Annotated in this window: 11 protein-coding genes and 1 pseudogene; all 12 read left to right on the plus strand. The window is 72.6% G+C overall.

Going from position 1 to position 18,589, the window contains the following annotated elements; translation table 11 throughout:
* Nucleotides 1–185 precede the first annotated feature (185 nt).
* The 12 genes and pseudogenes from CMS_RS00790 to CMS_RS00845 all read left to right on the plus strand — a co-directional run bounded on the left by CMS_RS00790 (nucleotide 186) and on the right by CMS_RS00845 (nucleotide 18,556).
* Complete coding sequence (locus CMS_RS00790) at nucleotides 186–4,493, plus strand: choice-of-anchor G family protein (RefSeq protein ID WP_012297636.1); 4,308 nt, start codon at nucleotides 186–188, stop codon at nucleotides 4,491–4,493.
* 219 nt (nucleotides 4,494–4,712) lie between these two features.
* Nucleotides 4,713–5,609 (plus strand): DUF5819 family protein, encoded by an 897-nt coding sequence (locus tag CMS_RS00795; protein WP_012297637.1) that lies wholly within the window; start codon nucleotides 4,713–4,715, stop codon nucleotides 5,607–5,609.
* On the plus strand, nucleotides 5,606–6,826 hold the full coding sequence (locus CMS_RS00800) for an HTTM domain-containing protein (protein ID WP_012297638.1): 1,221 nt from the start codon (nucleotides 5,606–5,608) through the stop codon (nucleotides 6,824–6,826). Before CMS_RS00795 ends, CMS_RS00800 begins: the two co-directional genes overlap by 4 nt.
* Before the next feature lie 45 nt (nucleotides 6,827–6,871).
* Nucleotides 6,872–9,364, plus strand: a complete 2,493-nt coding sequence (locus tag CMS_RS00805) for a DNA polymerase III subunit gamma and tau (protein WP_041464261.1) — start codon at nucleotides 6,872–6,874, stop codon at nucleotides 9,362–9,364.
* 6 nt (nucleotides 9,365–9,370) lie between these two features.
* Nucleotides 9,371–9,970, plus strand: coding sequence for a recombination mediator RecR (recR, locus tag CMS_RS00810; protein WP_012297640.1), 600 nt, complete (start codon nucleotides 9,371–9,373; stop codon nucleotides 9,968–9,970).
* A 112-nt stretch (nucleotides 9,971–10,082) separates the two neighbouring features.
* A complete protein-coding gene (locus CMS_RS00815) occupies nucleotides 10,083–11,348 on the plus strand; it encodes an aspartate kinase (protein ID WP_012037587.1) in 1,266 nt (421 codons plus the stop codon).
* A gap of 61 nt (nucleotides 11,349–11,409) precedes the next feature.
* Nucleotides 11,410–12,504: an aspartate-semialdehyde dehydrogenase gene (locus CMS_RS00820; protein WP_012297641.1), complete on the plus strand. Its 1,095-nt coding sequence runs from the start codon at nucleotides 11,410–11,412 to the stop codon at nucleotides 12,502–12,504.
* 87 nt (nucleotides 12,505–12,591) lie between these two features.
* Nucleotides 12,592–14,070, plus strand: coding sequence for a malate:quinone oxidoreductase (locus tag CMS_RS00825; protein ID WP_012297642.1), 1,479 nt, complete (start codon nucleotides 12,592–12,594; stop codon nucleotides 14,068–14,070).
* Between the two features lie 70 nt (nucleotides 14,071–14,140).
* Nucleotides 14,141–15,331 (plus strand): annotated as a pseudogene (locus tag CMS_RS00830) (Rv2578c family radical SAM protein).
* A 71-nt stretch (nucleotides 15,332–15,402) separates the two neighbouring features.
* Nucleotides 15,403–16,110: a helix-turn-helix transcriptional regulator gene (locus CMS_RS00835; protein ID WP_049791877.1), complete on the plus strand. Its 708-nt coding sequence runs from the start codon at nucleotides 15,403–15,405 to the stop codon at nucleotides 16,108–16,110.
* A complete protein-coding gene (locus tag CMS_RS00840) occupies nucleotides 16,111–16,785 on the plus strand; it encodes a thymidine kinase (RefSeq protein WP_012297644.1) in 675 nt (224 codons plus the stop codon).
* Between the two features lie 376 nt (nucleotides 16,786–17,161).
* The gene (locus CMS_RS00845) at nucleotides 17,162–18,556 is read left to right on the plus strand and encodes a polysaccharide biosynthesis tyrosine autokinase (RefSeq protein ID WP_012297645.1); all 1,395 of its coding nucleotides are present in this window, start codon (nucleotides 17,162–17,164) and stop codon (nucleotides 18,554–18,556) included.
* Nucleotides 18,557–18,589: the final 33 nt, after the last annotated feature.

The raw sequence follows: 18,589 nt of genomic DNA on the forward strand, positions 1-18,589 counted from the left end.
CCTACTGATCCGACTGCGTGGTCCCCTCCCGCGCAGACCAGTGCCCCGCAGTGTTGTCCCCCCTGCGACCGGATGCGAGCCTCAGACGACCGTGGGAGTGGTGGGGGCCGCCCCGCGGTGACGCACGGCCGCGTCCACGAGCGCGGCCGGCCATGCAATCGAGGGGAACGCAGATGGCACTACACATGCCCAGCCGCAGAAGCAGGCTGGCGACCGCGACGGCCTTCGGGCTCGCCGCGGCGATCGTCGCGTTCGGGGGCACCGCGCCCGCGAACGCCGCACCGGGGGACACGGCGGAGGCCGAAGGGCGCTTCCTGACCCTCACGAACGTCCCGCAGGTGATCGCCCTCGATGGCGCGTACACCTCCTACGGACCCGGCGACACCGCCGCGCAGGTGGAGAACGCGCCGCTGGACGTGGACGTCCTGAACGGGCTCGCGAACGCGCAGCTCGCCGCCGGCGTCACGCTCGGCTCGCTCCTCGACCTGGACCAGGCCGCGGGTGCGGGCGTCCTCCAGCAGTACGCCTCGAGCGGACCGGCCGGAGCGACGGGCGCGGCCGGCGCCGTGTCCGACACCGGCGCCATCCAGGTCGGCCAGGGCGCCGGACAGCAGACGGTCATCGATCTCGGCTCGACCATCGAGTCCATCGGTGCCGAGGGCGCCCTCTCCGATCTGTCGCTGCGGTTCGGGGCCATCTCCTCCACCACCACGTCGACGGGGACGGGGACGCCGACGTCGGACTACGACATCGCCTCGGCCGAGGCCGTGCTCACGAGCCCGCTGGTCGCGCAGATCAGCTCCCGGCTCACGGCGGCCGTCAACGGGATCGCCCCCGAGATCGCCGCCGACATCGACGTCTCGGCCGCAACGGGCCCGCTCCTCGAGGGGATCCTCGGGGAGAACGTCCTCACCGCGGCCCTCGAGGTCGGGACCCCCACGGTCACCGCCACGGCGAACGTGAACACGGCGGCCGTCGTGCAGGCCGCGCTCGCCGAGCCGCTCACGAACGCCGACGGGACGGTCTCGATCGACGTGTCCGCCGGCTCCATCACGGTGGATCTCGACCGGATCCAGGCGCTCAACGACCGGGATCCCGGAGCGTCGATCCTGACCTCGGCCATTCTCGCGGACGTCGTCGACTCGGCGATCACGAACATCTTCACGGACGTGCTGCCGAACCGCCTCGTGACCGCGCTCCGCGCCTCCACCACGGTGGACATCGCGGTCACCGCGCCGCTCACGGTCGGCCTGCTCAACACGGACGCGGGTGATCTCGTCGTCAACGTCGACGTGTCGCTCGACCGCCTCCTCGGCGGGACGACCGGCACGGCCCCCACGGTGAGCCTCGATGGGACGAACCTCATCGGCATCCCGGTGTCCCTGGCGGTCCTCACGCCGCTCTTCGATGACCTGGTGACCGGGCTCCTCGGGTCGAACGCCGACACGGATCTCCTGCCGGCCATCGGCGACGCGCTTGCCGGCGTCAGCACGGGCGTGATCACGGCACTCGCGCCGGCGCTCGCGGTCGTCGACCAGGTCGTGCGCCTCACGGTCAACGAGCAGACGCCGGACGCCTTCATCGACGGGGACGGCGTGGACGCCGGATCCTCGTCGGTGACGGCCCTGCGCGTGCGGCTGCTCGGGAACGGAGGGCCGACCATCGACCTGGCCCGCTCCACCGTACGCGCCGTGCCCGCCCCCGTCGCCGACGACGTGACCATCACGTCGCCGACGCCGGACCAGGTGATCGAGCTGGCCGACGGGCAGACGACCGTGGTCGTCCCCGTCACCGGCACCGCCGATCCGGACGCCGAGGTCACGCTGACCGTCGGCGGCCAGACGGTCGGTCCGGTCGAGGTCGGACCCGGTGGCACCTACACGCTCACACCGACCGCCCTCCCGGCCGGCAACTACACGGCCACCGTCACCCAGACGATCGACGGGCAGGCCGCGGGCTCCGCGACGGTGACCTTTACCATCGCGGCGGCGGCCACGGACATCACGATCACGACGCCCACGGCGGACCAGGTCTTCCTGACCACCGCGGCGGACCCGACGGTCGACGTGCCCGTGGAGGGCGCGGCCGACGTGCGCGCCTCGGTCACCGTGACGATCCCCGGCCAGACCGCGCAGACCGAGCTGGTCGGCGCCGACGGCCTCTACGACGTGGCGTTCGCCGACCTCCCGGTCGGCACGTACACGGCGACCGCCACCCAGACGATCGACGGCGTGGTCCGCGGGACGGCGACGGTGACCTTCACGGTCGGCGCCCCCGCCGCCGCGGTGACGATCACGTCTCCGTCGACCGGTGACCAGATCCTCAGCGCCGGCACCGTGCCGACGGCCGACGTCCCCGTGACCGGCGCCGCCGACCCGCGCGCCACCGTCACGGTGACGATCCCCGGCCAGGACCCGCAGACGGAGCTCGTCGGCGACGACGGGGTCTACGACGTGACATTCGCCGACCTCCCGGTCGGCGACTACACGGCGACGGCGACCCAGACGATCGGCGGCACCGCCGCAGGATCGGCCACGGTCACCTTCTCCGTCATCGCCCCGGCGGTCGCCGTGGTCATCGACACCCCGACCGACGGGCAGGACTTCGTCGTCCCGGCCGGCGGCACCGCGGTGCCCGTGACCGTGAGCGGCAGCGCCGACGTCCGCGGATCCGTGCTCATCGCGGTCACGGGCCAGACGCCCGTCACGCAGGTGGTCGGGGACGACGGCCGCTTCGAGGCGACGTTCCCCGGTCTCTCCGCCGCGGAGTACACCGTCACGGTGACGCAGACCATCGGCGGCGCTGCTGCCGGTTCGGACACGGCCGACTTCACCATCTCCGTGGCCGGCGTCGACCAGGTCGTCATCCTGACGCCCGAAGACGGCGACTTCGTGCCGCTGCCCGACGGCGACACCACCGTCTCCGTCCCGGTGACGGGCACGGCCGACCCCGACGCCACCGTCACGCTGACGGTCGGCGACACGACGACGGCTCCGGCGGAGGTGGACGACGACGGCGGCTTCTCGCTGGCGACGCCCGATCTGCCCTCCGGCACCTACACGGGCACCGTCACGCAGACGATCGACGGCGTCGCCGTCGGCACCGACACCGTGACCTTCACGATCGGCGTGCCGGTGGTCATCGTCTCGCCGTTCGACTTCCAGGTCTTCCCGCTCACCGGCGGGGCGACCACGCGTGACGTACCGGTCTCCGGCACGGCCGACCCGCTGGGGACGATCACGGTCTCGACCCTGGGTCTCGACCCGATCACGACGGAGGTGGACGCCGACGGAAACTGGACGGTGACGTTCTTCGGCCTGGAGCGCGGCACGTACGACGTGACCGCGACGCAGACCATCGGCGGCGCCCCTGCCGGCGAGGACACGGTCACGTTCGACGTGGGCGTGGACGGCGGCGAGGGCACCGACTCCGATGCCGACGGATCCGCGGCCGCGGTGGACGTGGACGGTGGCGGCGTTGACGCCGCCGGCACGGATGCGACGGATTCGGCGGATGCTGCGGGAACGGATGCGACCGATGCCGCAGGCACCGATGCGACGGATGCTGCGGGAACGGATGCGACCGATGCCGCAGGCACCGATGCGACGGATGCTGCGGGAACGGATGCGACGGACGCCGCTGGCACCGATGCAGCCGGAACCGACGCGACCGATGCTGCTGGCGCTGACGCGACGGATGCTGCTGGCGCCGACGCGGCGGATGCTGCCGGTACGGATGCGACGGATGCTGCTGGCGACAACGATGCGGACACTGATGCCGCTGGCGCTGATGCGACGGATGCTGCTGGCGCTGACGCGGCGGATGCCGATGGCGACAACGATGCGGACACTGATGCCGCTGGCGCTGATGCGACGGATGCTGCTGGTGCTGACGCGACGGATGCCGCTGGTACCGATGCGACCGACGCCGCTGGCGCCGACGCGACCGACGCTGCCGGTACCGACGCGACGGACGCCGCTGGCACGGACGCGGCCGACGCCACCGACGGATCCACCGACGGCAGCGACGCCCCCACCCGGGCCGTCGTCCGCTTCACGGAGATCGTCCGTGGCAGCGGCTCGATGCAGATGGTCGACGCCTCCGGCTTCATCCCCGGTGAGACGCTCAACGCGACGGTGTTCTCCACGCCGAAGCCGCTGGCGCCGATGATCGCGGACGCCGATGGACGTGCGACGTTCGTGTTCGAGATCGGTCCGGACTTCGAGATGGGGGACCACCGCGTCGAGGTGAGCGGAGTCCAGTCCGGCATGGCCGACGAGATGGACACGCGATTCCGGGTCCTCGGATCCACCGTCCCGGCGGGCCAGCCCGGCACGCCGATCAGCGGCGGCAACGGCGGCGGATACGGCGGCGGCATCCTCCCGGTCACGGGCGGCGACGCCGACGGGATGCTGCTGCTCGGCGGCATCGCGCTCCTGATGATGCTGACCGGCGCCGGTGCCCTGCACCGAGGCCGCAGCCGACGGGCGTGATCCGCACGGCCTGAATGCGAGGAAGGCGGGCGGTCCGGCGAGAGCCGGGCCGCCCGCCGGATCCGCTCCCGGGCCGACCCGTACGACCGCATGACCCGCATGACCCGCATGACCCGCACGACCCGCACGACCGCACGACCCGTACGACCGCATGACCAGCTCGACCCGCACGCCCCGCACCACGAAGACCCACCCGACGCACGAGGGGGACGGCTGACGATGACCGACACGACCCACGACCACGACGTCGAGCACGACGCCACCGAGGACGTCGCCGTCGACGCCTCCGAGTCGACCGACCACGACCCCGCCGGGGTCGCGGACGAGGGCGCCTCGCCGGTCGACCCCGCCGACCCCACCCCACCCGCCCTCACCCGCGCCGCCCGCATCGGCACGGCCATCGCGGCGCTCGTCGTCGTGATCTACGTGGCCACCTCGATCCTCATGGTTGTCCCGCAGAGCGACGCCACCCGCGCCCTCACGGCCGCCGCCCGCCCCTACTTCGGCCAGCAGTGGAACGTGTTCGCGCCCTCGATCCAGAAGACCAACCGCTACCTCGAGATGCAGGCGCAGTGGCGCGACGACTCGGGCGCCCTCGTGAAGAGCGAGTGGGTGGACATCACCCGCGCCGAGTACGAGGCGGGGGAGGGCCGGATCCAGTCCTCCCGCACCGTGAAGCAGAGCGCGAACCTGCTGAAGACGTACACGGAGCGGTTCCGGGGTCTCACGCGGGAGCAGCAGGCGATCGTGCAGGACACCTTCATCCGCCGCGCCGACACCGACTCCGGCTTCGCGGCCAAGACGGCCGTCTCCCTCATCGACCAGCTCCAGGCGCTGGACGAGGGCAGCCGCGGCCGAGTGATCACCATGCTCCGCGCCGACTACGTGCTCAAGGAGTTCACGACCTACTGGGCCACGGCCTGGTTCGGGCGCGACATCGAGCGGGTCCGCTGGCGCGTGGCGACCGAGCGGCCCAACGACTTCGCCCACCGGTCCGACGAGCAGCAGCAGTTCACCCCCTCCACGCGCACCTTCGGGTGGCGCGAGGCGGACGACGTGATCGACCCCCAGGCGCTCAGCGTCTACCAGGGGATCGTGGAGAGGTACGCACGATGAGCGCGAGAACGCACGAGACCACGTCGACGCCGAAGGCCGCGGCCGCGGGATCCTGGGCGGGACGCCCCCGGACCGCTCGCGCCGTCCCCTCCGCCCGCGCCGCCCGCGTCCGCCGGCTGCTGCAGGACCGCGAGCTCCTCACCGCGCTCCGGGATCCGCGCGGCTGGCCCCGCGGCATCGCGACCTGGATGACCGAGCGCGAGCACGCCACCTTCAGCTTCGCCGCGCTCCGCATCACGCTCGGCGCCGTGATCCTGATGGTGCTCGTCACCTGCTTCGCCGACCGCCACTACCTGTGGGGCGTCGGATCCCGCTTCATCGATCCCGAGGCGTCGCGCCGCGGCTGGCTGCCGATCTTCACCGGCCTCTTCTCGAAGACCGACGCCACCCTGTTCGACCTCTCCTACCTCCTCCTCGTCGTGCTCGCCGCGCTGTTCACGCTCGGCTGGCGGACGCGCATCGTGACGCCCTTCCTGCTCCTGTTCTGGATCGGCCTGTCGACCAACAGCACGCTGCTCACCAACGGCGGCGACACCGTGCTGCGCCTCACCCTCTTCTTCGTGCTCTTCGCCGACCTGTCCCGGCACCTGTCGCTGGACGCGGTCCGACGGCGCCGCGAGCGCGAGGCGGCCGAGGCGGGGATCGTGCGCCGGCGCCCGCCCCAGCACGTCGAGGCGGCGCGGACGCTCGTCGACCGGATCCCGCGGCTCGTGCGCGTGCTCCTGCACAACACCGCGCTGGTGCTCTGCGCGTACCAGATCATGCTCGTGTACGTGAACTCCGCGATCCTCAAGCTGCAGGGGCCGGAGTGGCGCGACGGATCCGCGACCTACTACTCGCTCGTCATCGAGGGCTACCGGCCGTGGCCGTGGCTGAGCGACCTCCTCACCCAGGCCAGCGTCGGCGTGGTGCTCGCGAGCTTCCTGGCGGTCGCGTTCCAGGGCCTGTTCCCGCTCCTCATCCTGTGGCGGCCGACCCGCATCGTCGCGCTCGTGGTCATCACGGGCATGCACGTGATGATCGGGATCCTGCTCGGGCTCTGGCCGTTCTCCCTCGCGATGATCGCGCTCGACTTCCTCTTCATCCGGGACGCGACCTGGCGCGAGGGCCTCGCGCTCGCCCGCCGCGCGCGGGCGGAGGCGCCCGGCCGGCTCCGCGAGCTGCGCGAGCGCCGCTCCTCCCCAGCCGCGCCGGCCGAGGTCCCCGCGGAGAGCTGACCCGCGGCGGCCGGACGGTCGGGGGTGCCCGGTATCCTCAGGACCGTGGTCACCGCCCTGTATCGCCGTTATCGGCCAGAGAACTTCGCCGAGCTCATCGGCCAGACGCAGGTGACGGATCCGCTGCGCACCGCCCTCCGCACCAACCGCGTCAACCACGCGTACCTCTTCAGCGGCCCGCGCGGCTGCGGCAAGACCACGTCGGCCCGCATCCTCGCCCGCTGCCTCAACTGCGCCGAGGGCCCCACCGACACCCCGTGCGGCGTCTGCCCCAGCTGCGTCGAGCTCAGCCGCGACGGCAGCGGATCCCTCGACGTGGTCGAGATCGACGCCGCGAGCCACAACGGCGTAGACGACGCCCGCGACATCCGGGAGCGCGCGGTCTTCGCGCCGGCGCGCGACCGCTACAAGATCTTCATCCTCGACGAGGCCCACATGGTCACGCCGCAGGGCTTCAACGCCCTGCTGAAGATCGTGGAGGAGCCGCCGGAGCACGTGAAGTTCATCTTCGCCACCACGGAGCCCGACAAGGTCATCGGCACCATCCGCTCCCGTACGCACCACTACCCGTTCCGGCTCGTGCCGCCCGCGCAGATGCTCGACTACGTGGAGCACCTGTCGCGCGAGGAGAGCGTGCAGGTCGCGCCCGGCGTCCTGCCGCTCGTCGTCCGCGCCGGCGGGGGATCCGTGCGCGACACGCTCTCCCTGCTCGACCAGCTCATCGCCGGGTCGGAGGACGAGAGCGTGGAGTACGAGCGCGCCGTCGCGCTCCTCGGCTACACGCACGCGGCGCTGCTCGACGAGGTCATCGACGCGATCGCCCGCCACGACGCGGCCGCCGCCTTCGCGGGGGTCGACCGGGTCATCCAGACCGGCCAGGATCCGCGGCGCTTCGTGGAGGACCTGCTCGAGCGCCTGCGCGACCTCATCATCGTGGGCGCCACCTCCGTCGAGGGCGCCGCCGCCGTGCTGCGCGGCACCCCGGAGGACGAGCTCGAGCGCATGCGCGCCCAGGCCGTGGCCTTCGGCGCCGTCGAGCTGTCCCGTGCAGCCGACGTGGTCAACGCCGCCCTCACCGAGATGACCGGCGCCACCTCGCCGCGCCTCCACCTCGAGCTGCTGGTGGCGCGCGTGCTCGTGCCCGCGAGCGACGACACGCACCGCGGCGCCCTCGCCCGGGTCGAGCGCCTCGAGCGCCGGGTCGGCGTGGCCGACGCGGGGGCGGATCCGGCGCCCGCCACGCCCGTCGCCGCAGCTGCGCCGGCAGCAGCTCCCGCGCCCGCATCGGCTCCCGCTCCCGCCGCCACGTCGGCTCCCGTCGCCGCTCCCGATCCGGCCCCGACTCCCGATCCGGCCCCCGCGGCGAAGTCGACGGAGACCGGTGCCACCACCCAGACCCCGGCCGCATCCGCTCCCGACGAGTCCTCCCCGTCGTCGTCCGGGACGGGCGCCCCCGCGGCGGAGGCGCCCTCCGCGCCCGCGCCGACCGCGCCCGTCGGGCCGGTCACCTTCGAGCAGCTGCGCGACTCCTGGCCGTCGGTCGTCGAGGCGGTCGAGAAGGCCAAGCGCAGCGCCTGGCTCGTCGCCGTCACCGCGACGCCGCGCGCGCTCACGGACGACGTGCTCACGCTGTCCTTCGTCAGCGCCAACGACGCGGAGCGGTTCAAGGAGCGCGGCGCACCCGGGCAGGGCGTGAGCGACATCCTGCGCACCGCCATCCTCGACGTGCTCGGCATCCGCGTGAAGTTCATTGCGCGCGTCGAGCCGCACGGCGGCAGCGCCGCCCCCACGGGCACCTCGGCTCCGACCGGCGGCGGATCCGCGTCGCCCGCGCCCGACGCCTCCCGCCCGGCGGCGTCCGCACCGTCGTCGGCTCCCACGCGCCCGAAGGGCGGGAACGCCGCCACCACGTCCGCCCCGGCGACTCCGCCCGCGTCATCGGCCTCGACCGCGAAGACGGCACCGGCCGCGGGGACGGCACCGGCCGCGGGGTCGGCGTCGCCTGCGAAGACCACGCCGGCCGGTGGCGGCTGGGCCACCGTCGCCATCCCCACGTCCGACCCCGGCGCGTCCGAGGCGCCTGCCGTCCGGGCCCCCGCCTCCCGTCCCGAGCGCTCCGCGAACGCCGGCCCCGCGACCGCGCCGACGGCATCCGCGGCCGCCCCGCGCGCCTCGACCCCGAGCGCGCCCGCCCGCGGATCCTCGGTGGTGCCGGACGCGCACGTCCCCGACTTCGAGGAGCCCGAGCCCGACGAGTTCGGCCCCGCGGAGCCCGGCTGGGCCACCGGCGGCGCGTCTCCCGACTCGGCCCCGCCCGTCGCCCGATCCGCCCCCGCGCAGCAGCCGCCAGCCGCATCCGGTCCCGCCTCACGGCCGGACACCGCTCCCGCAGCCCCCGCCAAGGCCGCGCCTCCGGCCGCCGCGCCGCAGCGCTACGGCGAGTCCGTCGTCCGCGAGATCCTGCAGGCGAGCTTCATCGAGGAGAAGCCCATCGAGCGGAAGGCCCGCCCCACCATCCGCCCCACAGGTCAGGACTAGCGCCGCATGTACGAGGGAATCGTCCAGGAGCTCATCGACGAGCTCGGCCGCCTGCCGGGCATCGGCCCGAAGTCCGCCCAGCGCATCGCGTTCCACATCCTCCAGACCGAGACGTTCGACGTCTCGCGCCTGGCCGAGGTGCTCACCGTCGTCCGCGACAAGGTGCGCTTCTGCGCCATCTGCGGCAACGTCAGCGAGGAGGAGACCTGCGGCATCTGCCGGGATCCCCGCCGCAGCCCCGCCACCATCTGCGTGGTCGAGGAGGCCAAGGACGTCGTCGCCATCGAGCGCACGCGCGAGTTCCGCGGGCTCTACCATGTGCTCGGCGGGGCCATCAGCCCCATCGACGGCATCGGACCGGACGACCTCCGCATCCGCCAGCTCATGCAGCGCCTCGCCGACGCCACGGTCACCGAGGTCATCATCGCCACCGATCCGAACCTGGAGGGCGAGGCGACCGCCACCTACCTCTCGCGGCTGCTCTCCACCTTCGACATCCGCGTCACGCGCCTCGCCTCCGGCCTCCCCGTCGGCGGCGACCTCGAGTACGCCGACGAGGTCACCCTCGGCCGCGCCTTCGAGGGCCGGCGCCTCGTGGGGGAGTGAGCACGGCGGCAGGCCGCCGGGCGCGGCCCGTCACACGGCGGGCCCACCGGGAGCCCCGCTCTAGAATCGTCATCCGGGCCTCCCGCGCCCACCCGAACCCCAGGAGTCGCCCGTGAGCCTCATCGTGCAGAAGTTCGGCGGATCGTCCGTGGCCGATGCCGAGAGCATCAAGCGCGTCGCGAAGCGCATCGTCGCCACGCGGAAGGCCGGCAACGACGTGGTCGTCGCCGTCTCGGCCATGGGCGACTCGACGGACGAGCTGCTCGACCTGGCCCACGAGGTCACGCCCATCCCCGCGCCGCGCGAGCTCGACATGCTCCTCACCGCGGGCGAGCGCATCTCCATGGCGCTGCTCGCCATGGCCATCAAGAGCATGGGCTACGACGCCCGCTCCTTCACGGGCAGCCAGGCCGGCATGATCACCGACGCGCAGCACGGCGCCGCGCGCATCGTCGACGTCACCCCCGGCCGCGTCCGCGATGCGCTCGGGGAGGGCGCGATCGCCATCGTCGCCGGCTTCCAGGGCTTCAACCGCGGCACGGGCGACATCACCACCCTCGGCCGCGGCGGATCCGACACCACGGCGGTCGCGCTCGCCGCGGCCCTCGGCGCCGACGTCTGCGAGATCTACACCGACGTCGACGGCATCTTCACGGCCGACCCGCGCGTCGTCCCGCTGGCCCGCAAGATCGACCGGATCACGAGCGAGGAGATGCTCGAGCTCGCGGCGTCCGGCGCCAAGGTCCTCTACATCCGCGCCGTCGAGTACGCCCGCCGGCACGGCGTCCTGCTGCACGTCCGCTCCTCGTTCACGCACAACGAGGGCACCATCGTCTACAACCCCACGGATGGAGAGAATGTGGAAGAGCCCGTCATCGTCGGCGTCGCCGCCGACCTCAGCGAGGCCAAGGTCACGGTGGTCGGGGTCCCCGACGTGCCGGGCAAGGCCGCGCAGATCTTCACCATCGTCGCCAAGACCGGCGCCAACATCGACATGATCGTGCAGAACGTGTCGGCCGCCGCCACGAGCCTCACCGACATCTCGTTCACCCTCCCGAAGTCGGACGCGCAGCGCGTCCTCACGGTCCTCGCCGCCGAGAAGGACGAGGTCGGCTTCACCGGGCTGCAGCACGACGACCAGATCGGCAAGCTCGCGCTCGTCGGCGCCGGCATGCGCACCAACGCGGGCGTCTCGGCGCAGCTGTTCACCGCGCTGTCCGACGCCGGCATCAACATCGAGATGATCTCGACCAGCGAGATCCGCATCTCGGTCGTCACGCGCGCCGACACCATCGACGAGGCCGTCCGCGTGGTCCACCACGCGTTCGGTCTCGACGCGGACGACGTCGCCGTCGTCCACGCCGGCACCGGCCGCTGACCCGCCCGGCCCGATCCGAACGCCCGACCCGCACGCCCGCGCACCGCAGGAGGAGACACCCGTGACCGAGACCGCACCCGCCGGATCCGCCGCCACCACCCCGGAGACCCCCGGCCTCCGCGTCGGCGTCGTCGGCGCCACCGGCCAGGTCGGGGCGGTCATGCGCCGCCTCCTCGAGGAGCGCGCGTTCCCGATCGCGGAGATCCGCTTCTTCGCCTCGGCCCGCTCCGCCGGCACGACTCTCCCCTTCGCGGGCCGCGACGTCGTCGTCGAGGATGCCGCGACCGCCGACCCCACGGGCCTCGACATCGCGCTCTTCTCCGCGGGTGCCACCACCTCCCGCGCCCAGGCGCCCCGCTTCGCCGAGGCGGGCGTGCTCGTCATCGACAACTCGAGCGCCTGGCGCATGGACCCCGATGTCCCGCTCGTCGTCTCCGAGGTCAACCCCGAGGCCATCGCCGACGCACGCCGCGGCATCATCGCGAACCCGAACTGCACCACCATGGCCGCGATGCCCGTGCTCAAGGTGCTGCACGAGGAGGCCGGGCTCACCCGCCTCGTCGTCAGCACGTACCAGGCCGTCTCCGGATCCGGGCTCGTCGGCGCCGAGGAGCTCGCGGGCCAGACCGAGGCCGCCGTCGCCGCGGGCCCCGAGGCCCTCCGCCGCCTCGTCCACGACGGCCGCGCCGTCGAGCTCGCCGAGCCCGCCGTGTACCAGCGCCCCATCGCCTTCGACGTGATCCCGCTGGCCGGCAGCATCGTCGACGACGGCCTGTTCGAGACCGACGAGGAGAAGAAGCTCCGCAACGAGAGCCGCAAGATCCTCGGGCTGCCCGACCTCCTCGTCAGCGGCACGTGCGTCCGCGTCCCCGTCTTCACCGGGCACTCGCTCTCCGTCAACGCCGAGTTCGCGTCGCCGCTGAGCGTCGCCCGCGCCCTCGAGCTGCTCTCGACCGCGCCCGGCGTCGAGCTGTCCGACATCCCCACCCCGCTCCAGGCGGCCGGCACCGACCCCAGCTACGTCGGCCGGATCCGCGCCGACGAGGGCGCGCCCGAGGGCCGCGGCCTCGCCTTCTTCATCAGCAACGACAACCTCCGCAAGGGCGCCGCGCTGAACGCCGTGCAGATCGCCGAGGTCGTCGCGGCCCGTCGCTGATCCCTCCCCGGCGGGGGAGCGGAAGGGTGCCCGTACCACTCCTCGCGCTCCCGAGGGGGCCCTGAGGAGCGGGCGTACACTTGCCCGGTGAGCGATACAGCGGAATCGGTAGACGTCGTCCTCGTCGGCGGGGGCATCATGAGCGCCACGCTCGGCACCCTCATCAAGCAGCTCGAACCCGACTGGACCATCCAGATCTTCGAGCGGCTCGGCGAGGTCGCCATGGAGTCCAGCAACCCGTGGAACAACGCGGGCACGGGCCATGCGGCCCTCTGCGAGCTGAACTACACGCCGGAGAAGGACGGGAAGATCGAGATCGGGTCCGCCACCCGCATCAACGAGCAGTTCCAGCTCTCCCGCCAGTTCTGGGCCCACCTCGTCACCGCGGGCGCCGTGCCGGAGCCGAAGGAGTTCATCAACCCCACGCCGCACATGACGTTCGTGCGCGGCAAGGAGAACGCCGAGTACCTCCGCCGTCGGTTCGACGCCCTGCGCGCGCATCCCCTCTTCGACGCGATGGAGTACACGGAGGACCCCGCGGTCATCCATTCCTGGGCCCCGCTCCTCGTGCTCCAGCGCGACAAGGACGAGGTCATCGCGGCCACGCGCTTCGAGGGAGGCACCGACGTCGACTTCGGCGCGCTCACTAACAAGCTCGTCGACTACCTCATGGAGCACGGCGCGGCGCTGCACCTCAACCACGAGGTCCGCGGCCTGTCGAAGAACGCCGACGGCACCTGGCACCTCCGCGTCCGCAACGACGTCGGCCGCTCGACCGTGGAGGTGGATGCGAAGTTCGTCTTCATCGGCGCGGGCGGCGGCGCGCTGCCCCTCCTGCAGAAGTCGGGCATCCCCGAGATCAAGGGCTTCGGCGGGTTCCCCATCAGCGGCGAGTGGTTCCGCACGGACGACCCCGAGATCGTCGCGAAGCACCGGGCGAAGGTCTACGGCAAGGCCGCCATCGGATCCCCGCCCATGTCGGTCCCGCACCTCGACACCCGCGTGGTGGGCGGCGAGACCTCGCTGCTCTTCGGGCCCTACGCGGGCTTCAGCCCGCGGTTCCTCAAGAAGGGCTCGCTGCTCGACCTGTTCGCGTCGATCCGCCCGCACAACATCATCCCGATGCTCGCGGTCGCGAAGGACAACATGAGCCTCATCAAGTACCTCGTCAGCCAGCTCCTCGCCTCCAAGGAGACGAAGTTCGACGCGCTCCGCGAGTTCATGCCCACGGCCGACCCGAAGGACTGGTACCAGGTCACGGCCGGCCAGCGCGTCCAGGTCATGAAGAAGGACGCGGAGAAGGGCGGCGTGCTGCAGTTCGGCACCGAGGTCGTCGCGGCGGCCGACGGCAGCATCGCGGGCCTCCTCGGCGCATCGCCCGGCGCGTCCACGGCCGTCCCGATCATGCTCGACGTCCTCGAGCGCTGCTTCCCCGACTGCATCGCCGGCTGGAAGAAGCCCCTCACCCGCATGATCCCGAACTACGGCACCCTCGTCGCGTCCGACCCGAAGAAGACGCCGAAGATCATCCGGGAGACCGCCGAGGTCCTCGAGCTCCAGCACTGACGAGCCGGGCGGCCGCCACATCAGCGGCCGCCCGTTCGCCTTCCGTTCGAATGTGTGTTCGAATGGGCGCATGAGATGGAGCGCGCAGAGGCTGTCCGACGCGAGCGCCGATGCGCTCCCCGGGCTGGCCCGACTGAGCAACCTCGTGCAGAGCGTCCGCACCCCGGAGTTCCAGGGCGTCACCTTCCATGAGGTGCTCGCCAAGTCCGCGCTCAACCGCGTGCCGGGGGAGTCGAAGGTCATGCCGTACGGCTGGACCATCAACCCCTAACGCGGATGCACGCACGCCTGCGTCTACTGCTTCGCGCGCCCGACGCACGAGTACCTCGACCTCGACGGCGGCCGCGACTTCGACGACCAGATCGTCGTGAAGGTCAACGTCGCCGAGGTGCTGGCCCGCGAGCTCGCGAAGCCCACGTGGACGCACGACGCCGTGGCGCTCGGCACGAACACGGATCCGTACCAGCGGGCCGAGGGCCGCTACGCGCTCATGCCCGGGATCATCGCGGCGCTCGCCTCGTCGGGCACCCCGCTGTCCATCCTCACCAAGGGCACGCTCCTGCGCCGCGACCTCCCGCTGCTCGCCGAGGCGTCCTCCAGCGTGCCGGTGGACCTGGCGATGAGCATCGCCGTGCTCGACGACGACCTGCAGCAGTCGGTGGAGCCCGGCACCCCCACGACCGCCGCGCGGCTCGCGACCGTCACGGCCATCCGCGAGGCGGGCCTCGACTGCACCGTCTTCATGATGCCGATCCTGCCCATGCTCACGGACTCCGTGGAGCACCTCGACCACGCGCTCACCCGCATCCGCGAGGCCGGTGGCACGCGCGTCCTCTACTCCGCGCTGTACCTGAAGCCCGGCGTGAAGGAGTGGTACCTCCAGTGGCTCGAGCGCGAGCGCCCGGAGCTCGTGGGCCGCTACCTCGACCTCTACGCGCGCGGTGCCTACGCGCCGCAGGCGTACCGGTCGTGGTTGAAGGCGCGCATGGATCCGCTCGTCCGGCGGCACGGGCTCGGCGGCGGGCGGGTGGATCCCCGCACCGGCGGCGTGCTGTCGCGGGCGGACCTGCCGGGCGTCGAGGGGGCCCGCGCGCCGGACGGCCACCGCCCGCGTCCCGGCTGGAGCCAGGAGGGCGCGGACAGCCGCGCGACCACCGCACGCGGTCGCGGCAGCTGGACCCGGGCCCCCGTCCGAGAACCGGGACCGCTCGTCGCCGCGGCGCTGCCGGCCGCATCCGCGACCCAGGCCACGCTGTTCTGACACGGGCGCGCGGGTGTCCACCGAACGCCCCCGTGCGCCGTCGCGGCGCGCCCCCTGGCTAAGGTGCTGACATGACCACCCTGCGCGACCCCGGGGCGGGCACGCGAGACGCCTCCCAGCGGTCGACGACACCGCCCGTGCGCGTCGGCGTGCTCATGGGACACGAGTCCGCCCTGGACGAGGTCTGCGCGATCCTGCGCCGCCAGGCTCCCGAGATCGCCGTCGTGGTGGGCACGACCGGTTGGCTCCAGCTGGTGCGCTCGCCCCGGTTCCCGACGGACGTCGTGGTGGTCGACTACGACCTCGCCGACGCCGTCAGCCTCGAGGGGCGCATCCGATCCTGCCGTGCGGCGGGCGCGGCGGTCGTGGTCCTGTCGCGGTCGGGCACGGAGGAGGTCCGCCGGCGCGTGGTCGACGCGGGGGCCGCCGCGCTCCTGACAGGCCCGGTGCCCGCCGCGGACATCGTGGCCGCGGTCCGCGCGGTCGCGGCCGGCGCGCGATCGGCGCAGCAGCGCGCCGACGAGACGAACCGCGCGGAGGACGGGCATGCGGCACGCGCCTTTGCGGATCCCCGCCTCAGCCAGGGCGAGGAGCAGGCGCTCCGCCTCTACGTGACGGGCCGGTCGACCCTGGCCGTCGCCACGGCGATGAACGTGCAGTACGAGACCGCGAAGACCTATCTCCGTCGCGTCCGCGCGAAGTACCGCCTCGTCGGGAGGATCGCCGGTCGACGGGCCGACCTGATCGATCGCGCCACCGAGGACGGCTACCTTCGGTAGATGGCCAAGCTCTACTACCGTTTCGGTGCGATGAACAGCGGCAAGAGCACCTCGATGCTCCAGGCCGCCTACAACTACGAGGAGCGCGGGCAGCACGTGCTGCTCACGAAGCCCGTGATCGACACCAAGGGCGACCGCGACATCGTGTCCCGCCTCGGCGTCCGGCGCCCGGTCGACTTCCTGCTCGAGCCGGACGCGGACGTCTGGCAGGAGTTCGGGATCCACCGCGAGCGCGTGCTGCAGGACAAGGGCGGCCCCACGGCGTGCCTCCTCGTGGACGAGGCGCAGTTCCTCCGCGAGTCGCAGGTCGACGACCTGCTGCGCATCGCGATCCTGCAGGACGTGCCCGTCATCGCCTACGGGATCCGCACCGACTTCCAGACGGTCGCGTTCCCCGGGAGCCGGCGGCTGCTGGAGATCGCGCACAGCCTGGAGGAGATGAAGACCATCTGCCGCTGCGGCCGGAAGGCGGTCTTCAACGCACGCCAGGTCGGCGAGCGGTTCATCTTCGCCGGTGACCAGGTCGCGATCGACGGCGAGGACGTCACCTACATGTCGCTCTGCGGCGCCTGCTACCTCGCGGAGAGCGGGGGAGTGCTCACGAGCGGCCGGCCCGTCGAGGCGAGCGCGTCGGCCTTCGGCTACCCGGCGGGTCCCGACGCGGACTTCGCCTGACCTGAGCCGGCGGCTCGGCACCGCCGGTCGGGCAGCGGGCGCGCCCCGTCAGTCGCGCAGGTAGCGGAGGCCGCAGGCGGTGAGCGCTCCCGTGATTACCAGGGTGGCGAGCGGTGCGAGGGCGGCGCAGGCGTCGAGCATGGGGGTGCTGACCTCGTCTTCGGATGGGCGGGCGATGCACGTCCGGGGAAGGTGAGTGGCCGATCCCCGCGTCCAGGCTAGACCGACCGTCGTGCCGGGCGGCCGCCCCAGATGCTGGGGCGCCATCCGCAGGGCGTCATTCCCCGCCCCAGGGAACGGGAGCGGGTCCGCGCCTGTGGGAGCATGGGGCTCGGGCGCCGCTGGGGGGGCGCTCCATCGACGAGGGGGATCGCCTGTGGAACTGCGTGAATACATCCGGATCCTGCGACGATCGTGGGTGCTCATCCTGCTGGTCCTGCTGCTCGGAGTGGGTGCCGCGGCCGGCTACTCGCTCGTGCAGACGCCCGAGTACCGGGCATCGTCCAAGGTGTTCGTCTCGACGCAGTCGGCCGGCACCGTGCAGGACCTGAGCCAGGGCAACACGTTCACGCAGCAGGCGGTCAAGAGCTACGCCGACGTGGTGGCGACGCCCGCGGTGCTCGAGCCGGTCATCGCCCAGCTGGGCCTCGACGCGACCGCGGAGTCGCTGGCGCCGAAGATCACCGCGACCGCGGCGGCCGACACCGTCATCATCCAGATCTCCGTCGAGGACGAGCAGGCCGAGTCGGCCGCCACCATCGCGAACGCGGTGGCCCGGAGCTTCACCGACTTCGTCGCCGAGCTCACGCCGCTCGACGTCAACGGCCAGCCCCAGGTGAAGATCACCACCCTGCAGGAGGCGCGGATCCCGGCGTCGCCCGTCTCCCCGCAGGTCCCGCTGAACCTGGCGCTGGGCGGACTCATCGGCCTCGCGCTCGGCGTCGCGGCCGCCGTGCTGCGCGCCACGCTCGACACGCGGATCCGCGGCGAGCGCGACCTGCGCCTCGTCACGCACGTGCCCATCCTCGGCGGCATCGCGTTCGACCCGAAGGCCAAGGAGCGCCCCCTCATCGTGCAGTCGGATCCGCGCAGCCCGCGCGCCGAGTCCTTCCGCAGCCTCCGCACCAACCTGCAGTTCCTCGACTTCGGCGGCCGCGCGCGCAGCTTCGTCATCACGAGCGCGGTGGAGTCCGAGGGCAAGTCCACCACCAGCGCCAACCTCGCCATCGCGCTGAGCGACGCGGGCGCGCGGGTCGCGGTCATCGACGCCGACCTGCGCCGTCCCAAGCTCGCGTCGTACCTCGGGCTCGAGGGCGCGGTGGGTCTCACCGACGTGCTCATCGGCCGCGCGGAGCTGAAGGACGTGCTTCAGCCGTGGGGCAACCGCAACATGTTCGTGCTGCCGGCCGGGCAGATCCCGCCGAACCCGAGCGAGCTGCTCGGCTCCCGCACGATGGTCGCGCTCCTCAAGGAGCTCGAGGCGGACTTCGACACCGTGCTCATCGACGCGCCGCCCCTCCTCCCCGTCACCGACAGCGCCGTGCTGTCGAAGAGCGCGGGCGGGGCGATCCTGATCGTCTCGTCCGGTCGGGCGCACCGGGGCCAGGTCCACGCGGCCATCGAGTCGCTGAACAGCGTCGGCGCCGAGGTGCTGGGCGTCGTGCTGACCATGCTCCCGACCAAGGGGCCCGACGCGTACGGGTACGGCCAGTACGGCTACTCGTACGTGCGTCCCGAGAGCGCCGACACCACGAGTCCCGCCGCCTCCTGACCGGCCGCCCGTGCGGTCGCCTGATGCGCCGCC

The organism is Clavibacter sepedonicus, assembly GCF_000069225.1.
Taxonomy (GTDB): Bacteria; Actinomycetota; Actinomycetes; order Actinomycetales; family Microbacteriaceae; genus Clavibacter; species Clavibacter sepedonicus.

Bases quoted from the DNA above. Each gene is read 5' to 3' on its own strand.
- CMS_RS00790 (WP_012297636.1), top strand. From the start codon at position 186: ATGCCCAGCCGCAGAAGCAGGCTGGCGACCGCGACGGCCTTCGGGCTC.
- CMS_RS00795 (WP_012297637.1), top strand. From the start codon at position 4,713: ATGACCGACACGACCCACGACCACGACGTCGAGCACGACGCCACCGAG.
- CMS_RS00800 (WP_012297638.1), top strand. From the start codon at position 5,606: ATGAGCGCGAGAACGCACGAGACCACGTCGACGCCGAAGGCCGCGGCC.
- recR (WP_012297640.1), top strand. From the start codon at position 9,371: ATGTACGAGGGAATCGTCCAGGAGCTCATCGACGAGCTCGGCCGCCTG.
- CMS_RS00835 (WP_049791877.1), top strand. From the start codon at position 15,403: ATGACCACCCTGCGCGACCCCGGGGCGGGCACGCGAGACGCCTCCCAG.
- CMS_RS00840 (WP_012297644.1), top strand. From the start codon at position 16,111: ATGGCCAAGCTCTACTACCGTTTCGGTGCGATGAACAGCGGCAAGAGC.